Annotated in this window: 11 protein-coding genes, 3 pseudogenes and 1 other annotated feature; of the genes and pseudogenes, 11 read left to right on the top strand and 3 right to left on the bottom strand. The window is 34.9% G+C overall.

Features of this window, described 5'->3' with window-relative positions:
• The 7 genes and pseudogenes from LLA01S_RS06545 (at position 1) to icd (ending at position 11,769) form a co-directional block, all read left to right on the top strand.
• A complete protein-coding gene (locus tag LLA01S_RS06545; RefSeq protein WP_061778017.1) occupies positions 1–1,218 on the top strand; it encodes a multidrug efflux MFS transporter in 1,218 nt (405 codons plus the stop codon).
• Positions 1,215–1,361, top strand: coding sequence for a 50S ribosomal protein L33 (gene rpmG, locus LLA01S_RS06540; RefSeq protein WP_003129585.1), 147 nt, complete (start codon positions 1,215–1,217; stop codon positions 1,359–1,361). Before LLA01S_RS06545 ends, rpmG begins: the two co-directional genes overlap by 4 nt.
• A gap of 377 nt (positions 1,362–1,738) precedes the next feature.
• Positions 1,739–3,001: an FtsW/RodA/SpoVE family cell cycle protein gene (locus LLA01S_RS06535; RefSeq protein WP_011675634.1), complete on the top strand. Its 1,263-nt coding sequence runs from the start codon at positions 1,739–1,741 to the stop codon at positions 2,999–3,001.
• Positions 3,002–3,105: 104 nt separating this feature from the next.
• Complete coding sequence (locus tag LLA01S_RS06530; RefSeq protein WP_021166367.1) at positions 3,106–6,519, top strand: pyruvate carboxylase; 3,414 nt, start codon at positions 3,106–3,108, stop codon at positions 6,517–6,519.
• 124 nt (positions 6,520–6,643) lie between these two features.
• Positions 6,644–7,969: pseudogene (locus LLA01S_RS06525) on the top strand (citrate/2-methylcitrate synthase).
• Positions 7,966–10,511 (top strand): annotated as a pseudogene (gene acnA / locus LLA01S_RS06520) (aconitate hydratase AcnA). The pseudogenes LLA01S_RS06525 and acnA overlap by 4 nt, the downstream one beginning before the upstream one ends.
• A gap of 19 nt (positions 10,512–10,530) precedes the next feature.
• Positions 10,531–11,769, top strand: a complete 1,239-nt coding sequence (gene icd / locus LLA01S_RS06515) for an NADP-dependent isocitrate dehydrogenase (protein WP_032951436.1) — start codon at positions 10,531–10,533, stop codon at positions 11,767–11,769.
• A gap of 39 nt (positions 11,770–11,808) precedes the next feature.
• On the opposite strand, the gene LLA01S_RS06510 is transcribed toward icd, so the two are convergent.
• The gene (locus tag LLA01S_RS06510) at positions 11,809–12,408 is read right to left on the bottom strand and encodes an ATP-dependent Clp protease proteolytic subunit (RefSeq protein ID WP_011834647.1); all 600 of its coding nucleotides are present in this window, start codon (positions 12,406–12,408) and stop codon (positions 11,809–11,811) included.
• A gap of 195 nt (positions 12,409–12,603) precedes the next feature.
• On the opposite strand from LLA01S_RS06510, the gene LLA01S_RS06505 reads away from it, so the two are divergent.
• Complete coding sequence (locus LLA01S_RS06505) at positions 12,604–13,134, top strand: hypothetical protein (RefSeq protein WP_061778016.1); 531 nt, start codon at positions 12,604–12,606, stop codon at positions 13,132–13,134.
• A 169-nt stretch (positions 13,135–13,303) separates the two neighbouring features.
• Positions 13,304–13,702, top strand: a complete 399-nt coding sequence (gene spx / locus LLA01S_RS06500; protein WP_003129597.1) for a transcriptional regulator Spx — start codon at positions 13,304–13,306, stop codon at positions 13,700–13,702.
• 150 nt (positions 13,703–13,852) lie between these two features.
• Here spx and LLA01S_RS13175 read toward each other — a convergent pair whose 3' ends face one another.
• Entirely contained in the window at positions 13,853–13,987 is a 135-nt protein-coding gene (locus LLA01S_RS13175; RefSeq protein ID WP_014572996.1) for a hypothetical protein, read from the bottom strand.
• A gap of 96 nt (positions 13,988–14,083) precedes the next feature.
• Positions 14,084–15,247 carry an ABC transporter permease gene (locus LLA01S_RS06495; protein ID WP_061778015.1) on the bottom strand — a complete coding sequence of 388 codons (1,164 nt, stop codon included), beginning with the start codon at positions 15,245–15,247 and terminating at the stop codon, positions 14,084–14,086.
• Between the two features lie 231 nt (positions 15,248–15,478).
• Positions 15,479–15,523, top strand: a sequence feature (sodium ion sensor (DUF1646 type); this cis-regulatory element may regulate processes involved in with the transportation of sodium ions).
• An 80-nt stretch (positions 15,524–15,603) separates the two neighbouring features.
• On the opposite strand from LLA01S_RS06495, the pseudogene LLA01S_RS06490 reads away from it, so the two are divergent.
• Together LLA01S_RS06490 and LLA01S_RS06485 are read left to right on the top strand one after the other, a co-directional pair.
• A pseudogene (locus tag LLA01S_RS06490) lies at positions 15,604–16,638 on the top strand (HAD-IC family P-type ATPase); the annotation flags it as partial.
• Positions 16,639–16,689: 51 nt separating this feature from the next.
• Positions 16,690–16,817 (top strand): IS3 family transposase (locus LLA01S_RS06485; RefSeq protein WP_021212625.1); only part of this gene is annotated, 128 nt, incomplete at its 3' end.

Raw genomic sequence — 16,817 nt, 5'->3', positions numbered from 1 at the left:
GTGAATCACACGAAAACAGTTAATTGGAAAAGGAATTTATTTATAACATGGATTGGCTGCTTTTTTGTAGGTTCTTCATTTTCACTAGTGATGCCCTTTTTGCCTTTGTACATACAAGGATTGGGCGTAAGTGGTGGGAATGTTGAACTTTACTCAGGGTTAGCTTTTTCTTTGCCAGCATTAGCTTCTGGTCTTGTTGCCCCGATTTGGGGACGTTTAGCTGATGAACATGGTCGTAAAGTGATGATGGTAAGAGCTAGTATCGTCATGACTTTGACCATGGGAGGAATCGCATTTGTTCCCAATGTTTGGTGGTTACTTGGCCTTCGCCTACTGATGGGATTTTTCTCAGGCTATATTCCTAACTCGACTGCCATGATTGCCTCACAAGCTCCAAAAGATAAATCAGGCTATGCACTTGGAACCTTAGCTACTGCAATGGTTTCTGGAACATTGATTGGGCCATCACTTGGTGGATTATTAGCCGAGTGGTTTGGAATGGCAAATGTCTTTTTGATTGTAGGGGCTTTATTAGCACTAGCAACTTTACTGACTATCTTTTTTGTTCATGAAAACTTTGAGCCGATTGCAAAAGGTGAAATGTTGTCTAGCAGGAAAATTATCAATAAAGTAAGTAATAAACAAATTCTTTTTGGTTTATTGGTTACAACATTTATTATTCAAATCACCTCACAATCTATTGAACCATTCGTTACTTTATATATTAAAACGCTGACAACAAGCACTAATAATCTGATGTTTATTTCAGGTCTAATTGTCTCTGCAGTGGGCTTATCAGCAATGATGTCCTCAAGTTTTTTGGGTCGTTTAGGTGATAAATATGGGTCACATCGATTGATCTTGATTGGTTTGGTTTTCACATTTATTATTTACTTGCCAATGGCTTTTGTGCAAAGTCCATTACAACTTGGAATTTTAAGATTCCTTCTTGGCTTTGGTACGGGGGCTTTGATGCCATCAGTAAATTCTCTACTTTCAAAAATTACGCCAAAAGAAGGAGTTAGTCGAATTTTTGCTTATGCACAAATGTGCTCAAATCTCGGAATGGTCACCGGTCCCTTGGTTGGTTCAGCCATTGCTGGGTACATTAGTTATCGAGCAGCCATTGTCGGGACAAGCCTATTTGTCATTGTCAATATCATCTGGTCATTTATTAACTTCCGAAAATATTTACGGAAACGGAGTATTATGGAATGAGAGTTAAAATTACATTAATTTGTAGTTCTTGTGGAAATAAAAACTATATTAGCAGCAAAAATAAGGCCACACATCCAGAAAAAGTGGAAACTATGAAATTTTGTCCGAAAGAACGAATTGTTACACTTCATCGAGAAGGCTAAAAAGCAAGATATTTCTTGCTTTTTTTTGTTTAAAATAAGCTTTAAGTATATACAGTCATTAAGAATTGTGATAATATTATATAATAAACTAAATAATATTTCATTAGAGGTATTTTATGCAAAAAAAGACATCTCTCCTTTTTATTCCTTTTAATAGTAGCTAAAAAGATTACCAGTAAATATATTTATTATAATTTTGTGACACTATCCAACAGAGTCACTGACAGAGCTGTAAATTAATAAATTTCCTCATACAAAAAAATAGAGTAAATGATAATAAAAATTTCTCTTGCTGGTCATTAACTTATGGTTGCTTTGAATATCTTTATAAATTATTCAACTCATGCTATAATAATATGAATGAGGAAAAAAAGATAATGAATTTGAATAAGAATAATTTTTTAAACTACTCTATATTAATTCCATACCTAATTCTTGCAGGAATTGGGATAGTAATGGTATTTTCAACTACGGTTCCTGACCAATTGCAAAAAGGCTTAAATCCTTATAAATTAGTAATTAACCAAACGGCATTTGTACTATTGAGTATTATTATGATTGCAGTGATTTACCGTCTGAAACTTAGAGCGCTCAAAAATAGAAAAATGATAGGAATAATTATGGTTATTTTAATTCTGTCATTAATTTTCTGTAGAATAATGCCCTCGAGTTTTGCACTGACAGCTCCCGTTAATGGAGCCAGAGGCTGGATTCATATTCCAGGAATTGGGACGGTACAGCCGGCAGAATTTGCCAAGGTTTTCATTATTTGGTATTTAGCGTCAGTTTTTTCAACAAAGCAAGAAGAAATTGAAAAAAATGATATTAATGAAATTTTTAAAGGAAAAACTCTAACTCAAAAGCTTTTTGGGGGGTGGAGATTACCAGTTGTTGCAATACTGCTAGTCGACCTTATCATGCCTGACCTCGGGAACACTATGATTATTGGTGCGGTTGCATTGGTAATGATCGGTGCAAGTGGGATTTCTTGGCGTTGGTATTCTGGCTATTCCAGATTAATTTTATCTCTGATGGTCATTTTCCTAGGTTTTCTTTTTATTGTAGGTGGGGATATTATTCCTAGTTTTTTACCAATTGCATATATCAATAAACGATTTGAAGCCTTTGTTAATCCCTTTACTGATTTGGCCAATTCAGGTCACCAGTTAGCTAATTCCTACTACGCTGTTGTAAATGGCGGTTGGACAGGACGTGGCCTAGGAAATTCGATTCAAAAAAATGGATTTTTACCAGAAGCTCAAACCGACTTTATTTTTCCAATTGTAGTAGAAGAATTGGGAATTATTGGTGGAATAATTATATTAGCAATTCTATTTTTCTTGATAAGCCGAATGTTAATCGTTGGAATCAAAGCCAAAAGTGTCTTTAATTCACTGATTATGATTGGTGTTTCTGGATTATTGCTAATTCAAGTTTTTGTCAATGTTGGTGGTGCGATTGGGATTATTCCAGAAACAGGGGTAACTTTCCCCTTCTTATCACAGGGAGGCTCCTCCTTCTTGGTCCTCTCGCTTGGGATTGCTTTTGCCTTGAATATCTCAGCTGATGAGAAACGTCGAGAAGTTTCTGAGCTTTCTAATCACTATAGTAGCAGTGTCCCAAATTATGAAAACGATTGACAAATGTTAGTCGTTTAAAAGTGTATAAAAGATTTTTATAATATATGGAATAGTGAAAGGAATTAATAATTACCTTTCCAAACAAGCCTCATTAAGGAGTCAAAATGAAAAAACTACTCGTCGCCAATCGTGGAGAAATCGCCGTTCGTGTCTTTCGTGCCTGTAATGAACTCGGACTTTCTACAGTAGCCGTCTATGCAAGAGAAGATGAATATTCTGTTCATCGCTTTAAAGCAGATGAATCTTACCTTATCGGTCAAGGTAAAAAACCAATTGATGCTTATTTGGATATTGATGATATTATTCGTGTTGCTCTTGAATCAGGAGCAGATGCCATTCATCCAGGTTATGGTCTCTTATCTGAAAATCTTGAATTTGCTACAAAAGTTCGGGCAGCAGGCTTAGTTTTTGTTGGTCCCGAGCTTCATCACTTGGATATATTTGGTGATAAAATCAAAGCAAAAGCTGCGGCTGATGAAGCTCAAGTTCCCGGAATTCCTGGAACAAATGGTGCAGTAGATATTGACGGAGCTCTTGAATTTGCTCAAACTTACGGATATCCAGTCATGATTAAGGCAGCATTGGGCGGCGGCGGTCGTGGAATGCGTGTTGCGCGTAATGACGCTGAAATGCACGACGGATATGCTCGTGCGAAATCAGAAGCTATCGGTGCCTTTGGATCTGGAGAAATCTATGTTGAAAAATACATTGAAAATCCTAAGCATATTGAAGTTCAAATTCTTGGGGATAGTCATGGAAATATTGTCCATCTCCACGAACGTGATTGTTCTGTTCAACGTCGAAATCAAAAAGTTATTGAAATTGCCCCAGCCGTAGGACTCTCGCCAGAGTTCCGTAATGAAATTTGTGAAGCAGCAGTTAAACTTTGTAAAAATGTTGGTTATGTTAATGCTGGGACGGTTGAATTTTTAGTCAAAGATGATAAGTTCTACTTTATCGAAGTCAACCCACGTGTTCAAGTTGAACACACAATTACAGAGCTCATTACAGGTGTAGATATTGTTCAAGCACAAATTTTGATTGCTCAAGGCAAAGATTTACATACAGAAATTGGTCTCCCAGCACAAGCTGAAATACCACTTTTGGGCTCAGCCATTCAATGTCGAATTACTACAGAAGACCCGCAAAATGGCTTTTTACCAGATACAGGTAAAATCGATACCTACCGTTCACCAGGTGGTTTCGGCATTCGTTTGGACGTTGGAAATGCCTATGCTGGTTATGAAGTGACTCCCTATTTTGACTCGCTTTTAGTAAAAGTTTGTACCTTTGCTAATGAATTTAGCGATAGTGTACGTAAAATGGATCGTGTGCTTCATGAATTCCGTATTCGTGGGGTGAAAACTAATATTCCATTTTTGATTAATGTTATTGCCAATGAAAACTTTACGAGCGGACAAGCAACAACAACCTTTATTGACAATACTCCAAGTCTTTTCAATTTCCCACGCTTACGTGACCGTGGAACAAAGACCTTGCACTACTTATCAATGATTACAGTCAATGGTTTCCCAGGGATTGAAAATACAGAAAAACGCCATTTTGAAGAACCTCGTCAACCTCTACTTAACATTGAAAAGAAAAAGACAGCTAAAAATATCTTAGATGAACAAGGGGCTGATGCGGTAGTTGAATATGTGAAAAATACAAAAGAAGTATTATTGACAGATACAACTTTACGTGATGCTCACCAGTCTCTTCTTGCCACTCGTTTGCGTTTGCAAGATATGAAAGGAATTGCTCAAGCCATTGATCAAGGACTTCCAGAACTTTTCTCAGCTGAAATGTGGGGTGGGGCAACCTTTGATGTCGCTTATCGTTTCTTGAATGAGTCGCCATGGTATCGTCTACGTAAATTACGTAAACTCATGCCAAATACCATGTTCCAAATGCTTTTCCGTGGTTCAAATGCAGTTGGATATCAAAACTATCCTGATAATGTTATTGAAGAATTTATCCGCGTAGCTGCACATGAAGGAATCGATGTCTTCCGTATCTTTGATAGCCTCAACTGGTTACCACAAATGGAAAAATCAATCCAAGCAGTGCGTGACAATGGAAAAATTTCCGAAGCAACCATTTGTTATACAGGAGATATCCTTGACCCAAGTCGACCAAAATATAATATCCAATACTACAAAGATTTGGCAAAAGAATTAGAAGCTACTGGGGCTCATATACTTGCCGTTAAAGATATGGCGGGCTTGTTGAAACCTCAAGCGGCATATCGCTTGATTTCTGAATTAAAAGATACAGTTGACTTACCAATTCACTTGCATACACATGATACTTCAGGAAATGGTATTATTACCTATTCTGGTGCAACTCAAGCAGGAGTAGATATTATTGATGTGGCAACGGCCAGTCTTGCTGGTGGAACTTCTCAACCTTCAATGCAATCAATTTATTATGCCCTTGAACATGGTCCCCGTCATGCTTCAATTAATGTGAAAAATGCAGAGCAAATTGACCACTATTGGGAAGATGTGCGTAAATATTATGCACCTTTTGAGGCAGGAATTACGAGCCCACAAACGGAAGTTTACATGCATGAGATGCCTGGCGGACAGTATACTAACTTGAAATCTCAAGCAGCAGCTGTTGGACTTGGACATCGTTTTGATGAAATCAAACAAATGTATCGTAAAGTAAACATGATGTTTGGCGATATCATTAAAGTAACTCCTTCATCAAAAGTAGTTGGTGATATGGCACTCTTTATGATTCAAAACGAATTGACAGAAGAAGATGTCTATGCGCGAGGAAATGAGCTCAACTTCCCTGAATCAGTAGTTTCATTCTTCCGTGGTGATTTAGGTCAGCCTGTTGGCGGCTTTCCAGAAGAATTACAAAAAATTATTGTAAAAGACAAATCGGTCATTACGGATCGTCCAGGATTACATGCCGAAAAAGTTGATTTTGCAACTGTAAAAGCTGACTTGGAACAAAAAATTGGTTATGAACCAGGTGATCATGAAGTTATCTCTTATATTATGTATCCACAAGTTTTCCTTGATTATCAAAAAATGCAAAGAGAATTTGGAGCTGTCACACTACTTGATACGCCAACTTTCTTACACGGAATGCGTCTCAACGAAAAAATTGAAGTCCAAATTGAAAAAGGTAAAACGCTCAGCATTCGTTTAGATGAAATAGGAGAACCTGACCTCGCTGGAAATCGTGTGCTCTTCTTTAACTTGAACGGTCAGCGTCGTGAAGTTGTGATTAATGACCAATCCGTTCAAACTCAGATTGTAGCTAAACGTAAGGCCGAAACAGGTAATCCAAACCAAATTGGAGCAACTATGCCCGGTTCTGTTCTTGAAATCCTAGTTAAAGCTGGAGATAAAGTTAAAAAAGGACAAGCTTTGATGGTTACTGAAGCCATGAAGATGGAAACGACCATTGAGTCACCATTCGATGGAGAAGTTATTGCCCTTCATGTTGTCAAAGGTGAAGCCATTCAAACACAAGACTTATTGATTGAAATTGACTAACTTTAAATTAACCCTACCATTATGGTAGGGTTTTTTATTTTCTAAAAAAAAGTAATTTTAATTTTCAGAAAATAATAATTTTCGGAATAAAAAGTGTATAATAATGAAATAGATGGAGGTATTTATGAATTTAATGAATAAAGAAGAAAAAATGATTAAAAATTCACAAATTCCTAGTGAATTTTACAAAAAGTACAACGTTAAAAAAGGTTTAAGAGATATTAATGGGAAAGGTGTTTTAGCGGGATTAACTAATATATCTGCGATCCATTCTTTCGATAAGGAAAGGAATCAAATTCCTGGTGTCTTAGAATATCGAGCCTATAATATTAAAGATATCGTTAGTGACTTGAGAAGTAAAAATCGTTTTGGCTTTGAAGAGATGACCTACCTTTTATTATTTGGAGAGTTACCTTCGGCAAAGGAACTTCAAGAATTTCAAATTCTGTTAGCTAGCAAAAGAACTTTACCCGAGTTTTTTGTTCGCGAAACAATACTGACCAATCCTTCAAGTGATGTAATGAATTCTATGAGTCGCTGCCTACTTGCACTTGCTAGTTACGATAAAAAAGCTTCGGATATTTCAATTGAGAATGTCTTAGAGCAGTCGCTAGCACTCATTGCAGATTTTCCTCTTCTTGCGATTTATAGTTATCAAGCTTATATTCATTATTTTAAGAAAGAAAGTCTTTATATTCATTTCCCAGACCCTGAATTGACAACGGCCGAAAATATTTTGCGTATGCTACGACCAGATTGTCATTATTCAGATATGGAAGCAAAAGTATTAGACATTGCTCTAATTCTACACATGGAACATGGCGGAGGGAATAATTAGAAATTTACGACTCATGTGGTTACTTCCAGTGGAACAGATACTTATGCTACGATAGCTGCTGCTCTTTCGAGTTTAAAAGGACCAAAACATGGTGGAGCAAACATCAAAGCGGCAAAAATGCTAGAAAATATTAAAGAAAATATCTCTGATTACAATAATGATGAAGAAATAAAAAAATATCTTCATCAAATATTAAATAAAGAAGTTTTTGATAAGCAAGGATTGATTTATGGCATTGGCCATGCGATCTATAGTGTGAGTGATCCACGTTTTGAGGTTTTTAAATCCTATGTTGAAAGTCTAGCAAAAGAAAAAGGATTAGAAGAAGAATTTAAACTTTATGAAAAAGTTGCTTTCCTTGCTCCTAAAGTGATATCCGAAAATAGAAATATTTATAAAACAATTTGTCCAAATGTTGACTTTTATTCAGGATTTGTCTATAAAATACTGGAAATTCCAAAAGAATTATTTACCCCCTTATTTGCCATCGCTAGAATTGTAGGTTGGTTGGCTCATAGAATGGAAGAATTAATTAATATGAATAAAATCATAAGGCCTGCTTATGAGAGTATTTTAGAGTCTAAAGCTTATACAAGATTGGAGGAAAGATGAAAACTTTAAAAATTAATGATAAAGAGTCTCACTATTTTGATATTAGTGAGACTGAGAGAATTGAAGACTTTCCATATAGTTTAAGAGTTCTTTTGGAGAGTTTGATTAGGCAGAAAAATGATAAAAATATTGATCAAGCTTATATTCAAGCCATTAAAGATTATTTAAAAAGAGAAGTCGGTCAAGAAACCGTTTTTTTACCAAGTCGTGTGGTCCTTCAAGATTTTACAGGAGTTCCAGCCATTGTTGATTTGGCAGCAATGCGTGATGCGATGCTTAAATTAGGAAAAAATCCTGAGTTAATTAACCCAGAAATTCCAGTAGATTTAGTTATTGACCATTCTGTTCAAGTAGATTTTCAAGGAAATGAACAAGCCTTCTTATTAAATTCAAAAAAAGAGTTTGAACGTAATCGTGAACGCTACGAATTTTTAAAATGGGCAGAGCAATCTTTTGATAATTTTAGAGTGGTTCCTCCAGCAACAGGAATCATTCATCAAGTTAATATTGAATATTTAAGCGAAGTAATTAGCGAAAAAGATGGGCTTTTATATCCAGATAGTGTTTTTGGTACAGATAGTCATACAACAATGATTAATGCTTTAGGCGTTCTGGGTTGGGGAGTCGGAGGGATTGAAGCTGAGGCTGTAATGTTAGGGGAGCCTAGCTCATTAACTGTTCCAGAAGTAGTAGGAGTAAGACTAATAGGAAAACTTGGAGTATTTGCAACCGCGACAGATTTAGCTTTAACAGTCACGAAAATTTTACGAGATGAAAAAGTGGTAGGGAAATTCGTTGAATTTTTTGGGGAAGGATTAAAAAATTTAAGTTTAGCCGATCGAGCAACAATTGCAAATATGGCTCCTGAGTATGGTGCCACCTGTGGATATTTTCCTATTGATAATGAAACATTGAAGTATCTTCGGGCGACAAATCGTTCTGAGGAAATAGTTGCGCGAGTAGATGCATATGCAAAGGCAAATAAACTATTTTATGATGATAGTTACCAACCACACTATAGCAAAGTCATTGATATTAATTTAGAAAAAGTAGAAACACGACTATCAGGACCTTCACGCCCGCAAGATATGCTGGAATTAGGAGATTTATCTCATAATTTTGAAAAGTTCGTTGAACAACAAAAAAATTGAAAGAAGAAGATGGGAAAATTGCTATTGCAGCTATTACGAGCTGTACCAATACGAGTAATCCCCATGTAATGATGATGGCAGGATTACTCGCAAAAAATGCAGTAGAACAAGGTCTTGAAGTTCCTAGCTGGGTCAAAACATCATTAGCTCCAGGTTCAAAGGTCGTTAGCTCTTACCTAGACAAGGCAGGTCTTCTTCCTTATCTTGAAACTTTAGGGTTTAATGTAATTGGATATGGTTGTACAACATGTATTGGTAATTCAGGACCACTTTTAAGAGAAATAGAAAAAGAAATTACTGACAAGGAACTAGTTGCAACCAGTGTTTTAAGTGGAAATAGAAATTTTGAAGGAAGAATTCATCCATTGGTAAAAGCAAATTATCTTGCAAGCCCCCCTTTAGTAGTTGCTTATGCACTAGCTGGTTCCGTTAGAAAAAATCTAACTAAAAATCCATTAGGTACGAATCTTAAAGGTGAAAAAGTATATCTGAAAGACATTTTACCTCCTTCTGATGAAGTGGACGATTTAGTTCAAAAGTATGTGACTAAAGATTTGTATGCCAAAACTTATGCAAAAATTTTTGATGAAAATACAATTTGGAACGATATTCAAACGAAAAAAAGTCAAGTCTACAATTGGAAAACTGACTCTACTTATATTTCTAATCCCCCTTATTTTGATGATATGACATTAGTAGCTACTAATAAAAATATCCTTTCAAGTTTGCAGGTTTTAGCAAAATTTGGAGATTCTATCACAACTGATCATATTAGTCCTGCGGGTAATATTCCGTTGAAGTCACCTGCTGGCGATTATTTAAGAAATTCAGGAATAACTTATAAAGACTTTAATAGTTTTGGTTCAAGACGAGGGAACGACAAAGTGATGACTCGAGGAACTTTTGCAAATATTCGTATCAAAAATCAACTTATTGCACCACTTGAAGGCGGATATTCTAAATTTGATGATGAAATTTTACCCATATATGAGGTAGCACAAAAATATAAAGAAAAAGGAGTAGGCTTGATTGTTCTTGCTGGAAAAGATTACGGAATGGGTTCAAGTCGGGACTGGGCAGCTAAGGGAACAAAATTACTTGGAGTTAAGGCCGTAATTGCTGAAAGTTTTGAACGTATTCACCGGAGTAATCTTGTCATGATGGGGATTCTTCCTTTACAGTTTTTAGATGATCAAAATGCGAAAAGTCTTGGATTGACTGGAGATGAAGTTTTTTCTATCGATTTACCAGTTCATCCTAAAATTCATGAGAAAATCACAGTTCAGGCTGATGAGAAGAAGTTTCAGGTTCTCTTACGCTTTGATTCACAGGTAGATTTGGATTACTACACTAATGATGGAATCATGCCTTATGTGATTCGTAAAAAATAAAAATTAGGTGAAAATTATTATGAAAATTGAAATGAAGAACGGGAAATTAATTGTACCAGATTATCCAACAATTGGTTACATAAGAGGAGATGGTGTTGGTGAGGACATTTTTCCACAAGCAAAGCGTGTTTTTGATGCTGCTGTTCTAAAAATCTTTGGCGAAAAAAAGAAAATAGATTGGCAAAAATTATTGGCAGGCGGAGAAGCTTTCGCAAGTAGGGGTGAATATCTTCCTGATGAAACACTTGAGCAGATTAAAGAAAATATGATCGCAATTAAGGGACCGTTAATGACTCCAGTTGGTGAGAGTTTTCGTTCTATTAATGTCACTTTGAGACAAAAGCTAGATTTGTATGCTTGCGTAAGACCTGTAGAATACTTTACAGGGATAAAATCTCCTGTAAGAGCACCAGAGAAAGTCAATATGACAATTTTTAGGGAAAATACAGAGGATATTTATGCAGGAATTGAATTTTCTTCTTCGTCAAAAGAATCTAAAAAGTTAATAAATTTTTTGGAAAGAGAGCTGTCTGTCCATTCGATTCGCTTTGCAGAAACTTCTGCGATTGGAATCAAACCCGTTAGCCCTGATGGAAGCAAACGTCTGGTTAGCGCAGCCTTTGATTATGCTATAAAGATGAATAAGAAGCGCGTGACATTTGTTCATAAGGGAAATATCATGAAATTTACAGAAGGAGGATTTAGAAAATGGGGCTATGAGGTAGCTAAAAATTATCCAACTTTTACAAAACTAGAACACGATAAGATAAAAGAAGAAAAAGGCACTGAACAGGCTGAAAAAGAGAAAAATATTGCACTAAAATCAGGTAAAATTTATGTTGATGATGTGATTGCTGATAATTTTCTTCAACAGATTATCCTTAATCCTGATAATTTTGAGGTTGTTGCCACTCTTAATTTAAATGGGGATTATATTTCTGATGCCCTTGCTGCCCAAGTTGGAGGTATTGGAATCGCACCTGGAGCAAATATTAACTATGAAAGTGGCCATGCTATTTTTGAAGCAACTCATGGAACAGCTCCGGATATCGCTGGTTTGAATCTTGCCAATCCCTCTAGCCTTTTATTATCAGGAGTCATGATGTTTGAATATATTGGATGGCAAGATGTGGCAAATATTATTAGAAGAGCTTTAGTTTCTACTTTTAAACTAAAAAAATACACTTCTGATTTAGGTGGGAATCTTTCAACATCTTCTTTTGGAGATCTTCTTATAGCTTATATTGAGAATGATTAAATAAAAAAAGCCCTAGCTTTACTAGGACTTTATTGCTTATTATTTTAATGAATTATTTTCCATAATTTCATCAATGAAACCATATTCTAAAGTTTCTTTGGCATCCATCCAATGGTCACGTTCAGCATCTTTGTGAATTTGTTCAAGTGAGCGATTAGAATTATCAGCAAGGATTTGTTCCAAACGTTTACGTGTTTTCAAAAGTTGTTCGGCGACGATTGCCATATCAGTTTGTTGAGTACCTTGACCTGCACCACCCATTGGTTGGTGAATGAGGTATTCAGCATTTGGTAACATGAATCGTTTACCCTTAGTACCGCTTGAGGCGATGATTGTTCCCATAGAAGCAGCCATTCCCATAACGATAGTTTGGACATCCGATTTGATAAAGTTCATTGTATCCACGATAGCGAGCCCAGCTGATACAGAACCACCAGGGGTGTTTACATAGAGATAAATGTCTTTAGTATTATCTTGTGCATCCAAGAAAAGAAGTTGGGCAATGATAGAATTTGCCATACCATCTTCAACAGGTCCTGTCAGCATGATAATACGGTCTTTTAAAAGTCGTGAATAAATATCATAAGCACGTTCACCACGGCTTGATTGTTCAATAACGGTAGGTACTAAATAACCCATAGAATGAATCTCCTTTATAAATAAGATATGGACTCAATTTAGGAATAAATTAAGTTCAAATGTTTATTTTTCTATATTATAACTCATTGGTCAAAAAAGGTCAAAGAAAATTGTTTTTTTTAGCAACTTTTACTAAAATTATTAAAAAAAGAGTTTAAACTTTCTTAACGCTTTCAAATTTGTTATAATTATGGCATGAATACAGAACTTATTATTGCGATGATTTTTGGCCTGATTATCGGCGCATGGTTGATGATTGCAGGCATCTACATTTATAAAATTTATGACGAAAATCGTTATAAGAAGCGATTAACTATTGAAAAATTACTGCGTGAAATTGAAGTCCGAAACACACTTAATCAAAAAGTGATCGAGATTCTTAATCGTCCAATTACTGGTAATGATAAGGAATTGATTAATCCTCAGAGTGATGTAAAAGTCCCTTTTTATGATTATAATTTTTTGAAGCACTATACCTCAATGTATAATTTATACATTCCAACTTATTTTTTGAATACTTTTTTCAAAAAATTGTCACATCATTTAGCAGTATTTGACGATGAACAAGATTTGAAAAATGGCGGATATATTTTCAAAGAATCACGAACAATCTTTGAAAACTTTTCTGTTGAAATTACAGATGATATTGAAGCCAAAAAACGAGAGTTACAGAAGGCAAAAAATGTTTATCCTTCAATGTTGAAAAAGCAACATTATAATATTTAAGATGATAAAAAATCCACTATTTTAGGTGACTTTTTTTACTTTTGCTGTTTGAAAAAATTTGTGAAAAAACTTTGAAAAGGTCTTTTTTTAAGTCTATAAATATGGTATAATTGTACAATCATTGATGTTTAATACTATTAGATAAATAAATATACACGAAGGAGAGACGATGATCACAATCTATACAGCACCCTCTTGTACAAGCTGTAAGAAAGCTAAGACATGGCTTTCATATCACCATATCCCATTTAACGAAAGAAATCTCATCGCGGATCCTTTATCAACCACAGAGATTAGCCAAATTTTACAAAAATGCGATGATGGTGTTGAAGGATTGATTTCAAGCAGAAACCGTTTTGTGAAAACTTTAGGTGTTGATTTTGAAGACATTTCACTTTCACAAGCAATTAAAATCATTTCTGAAAATCCACAAATTATGCGTCGTCCAATAATCATGGACGAAAAACGTCTTCATGTAGGTTATAACGAAGAAGAAATTCGTGCATTTTTACCTCGTACCGTTCGTGTTTTAGAAAATGGTGGAGCTCGATTGCGTTCAGCAATTTAATAAAATATTCATTTTTGGAATTTTTATAGACGCGTTTGCGTCTTTTTTTGTTAAATAATGATAAATAAAAAACTACTGGTAGAGATTACCAGGAGTTTTGAGTAGCCAAAGTTAGAAGTATGTCAATAATAAAAATGAATATTGGAGAGTCTAGTTAGAAGCAACCGCAGACTCATCAAGTTCAAAATCATCAAGAGTCGTTGCTGAAATAAAAATTGTGGGCAAGTATGGATCAACTGCGGAAACCGCAGCAAGTGAAAGGAGCAGTAAGCTTTTAAATTCCATGATGAACCTCCAGCAAAATTATATTTGTAAAAAGATTATAACACAATATTCAGAAAATTCAACCTTTTGATTTGTACCCTAAAAACTCAGAGTTTATCATTTTTGAAAAAGTCTTACTTTCCATTCACTTTCTTCTTGAACAACTCCTCTGAGCGAGTTGATAAACATAACGAGCCAGGTGAACGATATTGCAAAAGCAATGATTTCAAAGACTGTTAATGAGAGATAATGAATGCTCATAAAAGCGAAGGCAGACACAATTAGAGCGATCAACGCGGTCCATGATAAGGTAAGAAACTCTTTAGAAATAGAAGGAACTAACCATTTTAAAAAGATAATCATGAGAAGTACAACTCCTACTAAACCAAAAGCGGAATTGTTATGAATAGGCATTGTCCAAGACTGTGCAGGAAATATCCCTACGAAAGCAATCAAGATTGAGATAATAATATAAAAAATACGAATTATTTTAAATTTATAATTGTAGAGCTTGCTTTTAGAAAATTCCGCAAAGAGAAAATCTGTGATAGTAAGAAGAATAAGAGCAGAGAAAATTAAAGTAATATTGAACTGCCAACGTTGTGTGGCTTCTCCAGTCCCTAAAAAGCTAAAATTATGTTGCCACCAATCTTTTTGATTATTAGTGGCCATTGAAACAAGAATACCTCCGATAAAGGTAGTAAAAAGTAGCAAAATAAGATTTGATAAAGTGACAGAAACAGCTGCTGAAATAAGAAAATAAAGGACTATCCCGACAAATACTAAAACAAGCAATCCAGCTGTGAAAGGGTCAAAAGTCACTCCGCTAAAAGTTTTACCGATAATATACCAGAAAATAATCTGAACGGCAAATGCAATACTGGTGTAGGCTACTGATAATGTTAAGCTTTCTCTAAGGATTTTAAATTTAGATTTTGATAAATCACAGCTTTTCTTTAAGTAAATCCATAAGAAACCAAAAAAACCTAATAATGTCGAGAGGATTATACTTAAACTTGCTACTGACAGGTGTCGACTTCCAGTAAATGCAATTTGAGGATGTTTAGCAAATAAAAAAATAACCATGGTAACTATGCCGGATAAAAGACTAGGGACGATAAAATAATGTAATGCTAGCGTCTGTTTATTAGGATGGGAGGCATCTGGATTTTCTAATAATATACGCTGATTTTCCAAGCGTATTGATAATTGGTCATTTTGTGCATAATCACTTAATTTATTAAAAAGTTCATCGGGAATTTCCAAGTAATTTTTAGTCATGATATTCTTCCTAGTTTTAATATAGTGAATAAATTAAATTTATACAATAGATACTTTAATCTATTTACTCTGATTATATTTTACCATTTAAGTCCTTCGACTGTATACTAGAACGTAATTCTTAGCCATAAAGAGTGGGTAAAAGAAATTATTTAAGAATCAAAAAATAATAAAATAGATTGACTTATTGTGAAAATCATGTTAGAATTAAGTTAATAAAATAAACGACTAGGTTGGGCGCAAGCTTCAAGACATTATCTCCAAGGGTGAGGAGATTGTTTTGAAGTTTGCGTCTTTTTTTGTCGTTTTTAATAGAAAGGGATGTTATGAAATTTTATCAGTAATCCAAAGAAAACATATTGAATAACTATAATGTCAAGATAAGCCAAGGTTTATCGGAAACTCAAGTTATTGCCAATCGTGAAAGATATGGTGAAAATAAACTTCCAGAAGAAAAAGAAGATAGCTATCTAAAAGTCTTTTTGAAAAGTTTTAAGGAACCAATAATTATTGTTTTGATGGGAGCAGTCGCTTTATCATTTTTTAGTTCATTTTATTCATTTCAAATCGTTGGTGATAGAAAACATGGTTTGGAATCATTATATGAAGCAATTGCCATTGCGATTTTGATTATTATAAATGCATTTTTAGGATTTTGGCAGGAAATTAGCGCCCGTAAAAATTTAAATTCATTAAAAGAAATGAATAATCGTTTTGTTTCTGTACTTAGAAATGGGAACTTAGAAAAAATCGCCTCAAATGAGTTAGTAGTTGGTGATATAGTAAAAGTAACAGTTGGTGACTTTGTAGAGGCAGATGTAAGATGGCTTCAACTCGATGAACTCCAATTAATTGAATCACATTTGACCGGGGAAGCTGATGCAGTAATTAAAACATCAGAGATAATTTCTGAGAAAGTTGAAATAGGTGATCAAAGGAATATGGGCTTTTCTGGTTCGGTTGTTTCAAGTGGACAAGGTACTGGAATCGTTGTTGCAACAGGAGAAAATACCGAGCTAGGGAAAATCTCTCAACTGATGAAAGAAGAAGGCGTAAGACAGTCTCCTTTACAAAAAACAGTTCAAAAATTGACTAAAACATTGATGAAAATATCAGCAGGAATTGTGGTCCTGACCTTTGTGTTTGGTCTCATAAGTTCTGGAGAGTTTTCAATCAATTCGATTACCTCAGTTTTCTCTACCTCTATTGCATTAGCGGTAGCTTCTATTCCGGATGCATTGCCAGTTGTTTTATCTATCGTTTTAACAATTGGGGCGGTTAAAATGTCAAAAAATAAAGGACTGATTAAAACGCTAAGTAGTGTAGAAACCTTGGGGAGTACTTCTTATATTTGTTCAGATAAAACTGGAACATTGACTCAAAATGATGTTATCCTTAAATCTTAGAGTCACTATTGTATAATTTAGACAAAGGACAAAAACATGCAAAAACGCTACTCAAAAGAATTTAAAGAAACCCTTATCGCCTTCTATCATTCTGGTCAATCCGTCACCCAGCTGTCTAAAGAATACGACGTGGCCCCTGCAACAATTTATAAATGGATAGACCT

The organism is Lactococcus cremoris subsp. cremoris NBRC 100676 (assembly GCF_001591705.1).
Lineage (GTDB): Bacteria > Bacillota > Bacilli > Lactobacillales > Streptococcaceae > Lactococcus > Lactococcus cremoris.
The sequence above is the reverse complement of the archived record's forward strand: the minus strand, read 5'-3'. Positions and strand labels throughout refer to the sequence as shown.

Excerpts from the sequence above, each read along its gene's own strand:
- rpmG (WP_003129585.1), top strand. The coding sequence starts at position 1,215 with ATGAGAGTTAAAATTACATTAATTTGTAGTTCTTGTGGAAATAAAAAC.
- LLA01S_RS06535 (WP_011675634.1), top strand. The coding sequence starts at position 1,739 with ATGAATTTGAATAAGAATAATTTTTTAAACTACTCTATATTAATTCCA.
- LLA01S_RS06530 (WP_021166367.1), top strand. The coding sequence starts at position 3,106 with ATGAAAAAACTACTCGTCGCCAATCGTGGAGAAATCGCCGTTCGTGTC.
- icd (WP_032951436.1), top strand. The coding sequence starts at position 10,531 with ATGAAAATTGAAATGAAGAACGGGAAATTAATTGTACCAGATTATCCA.
- LLA01S_RS06510 (WP_011834647.1), bottom strand. The coding sequence starts at position 12,408 with ATGGGTTATTTAGTACCTACCGTTATTGAACAATCAAGCCGTGGTGAA.
- LLA01S_RS06505 (WP_061778016.1), top strand. The coding sequence starts at position 12,604 with ATGAATACAGAACTTATTATTGCGATGATTTTTGGCCTGATTATCGGC.
- spx (WP_003129597.1), top strand. The coding sequence starts at position 13,304 with ATGATCACAATCTATACAGCACCCTCTTGTACAAGCTGTAAGAAAGCT.
- LLA01S_RS13175 (WP_014572996.1), bottom strand. The coding sequence starts at position 13,987 with ATGGAATTTAAAAGCTTACTGCTCCTTTCACTTGCTGCGGTTTCCGCA.
- LLA01S_RS06495 (WP_061778015.1), bottom strand. The coding sequence starts at position 15,247 with ATGACTAAAAATTACTTGGAAATTCCCGATGAACTTTTTAATAAATTA.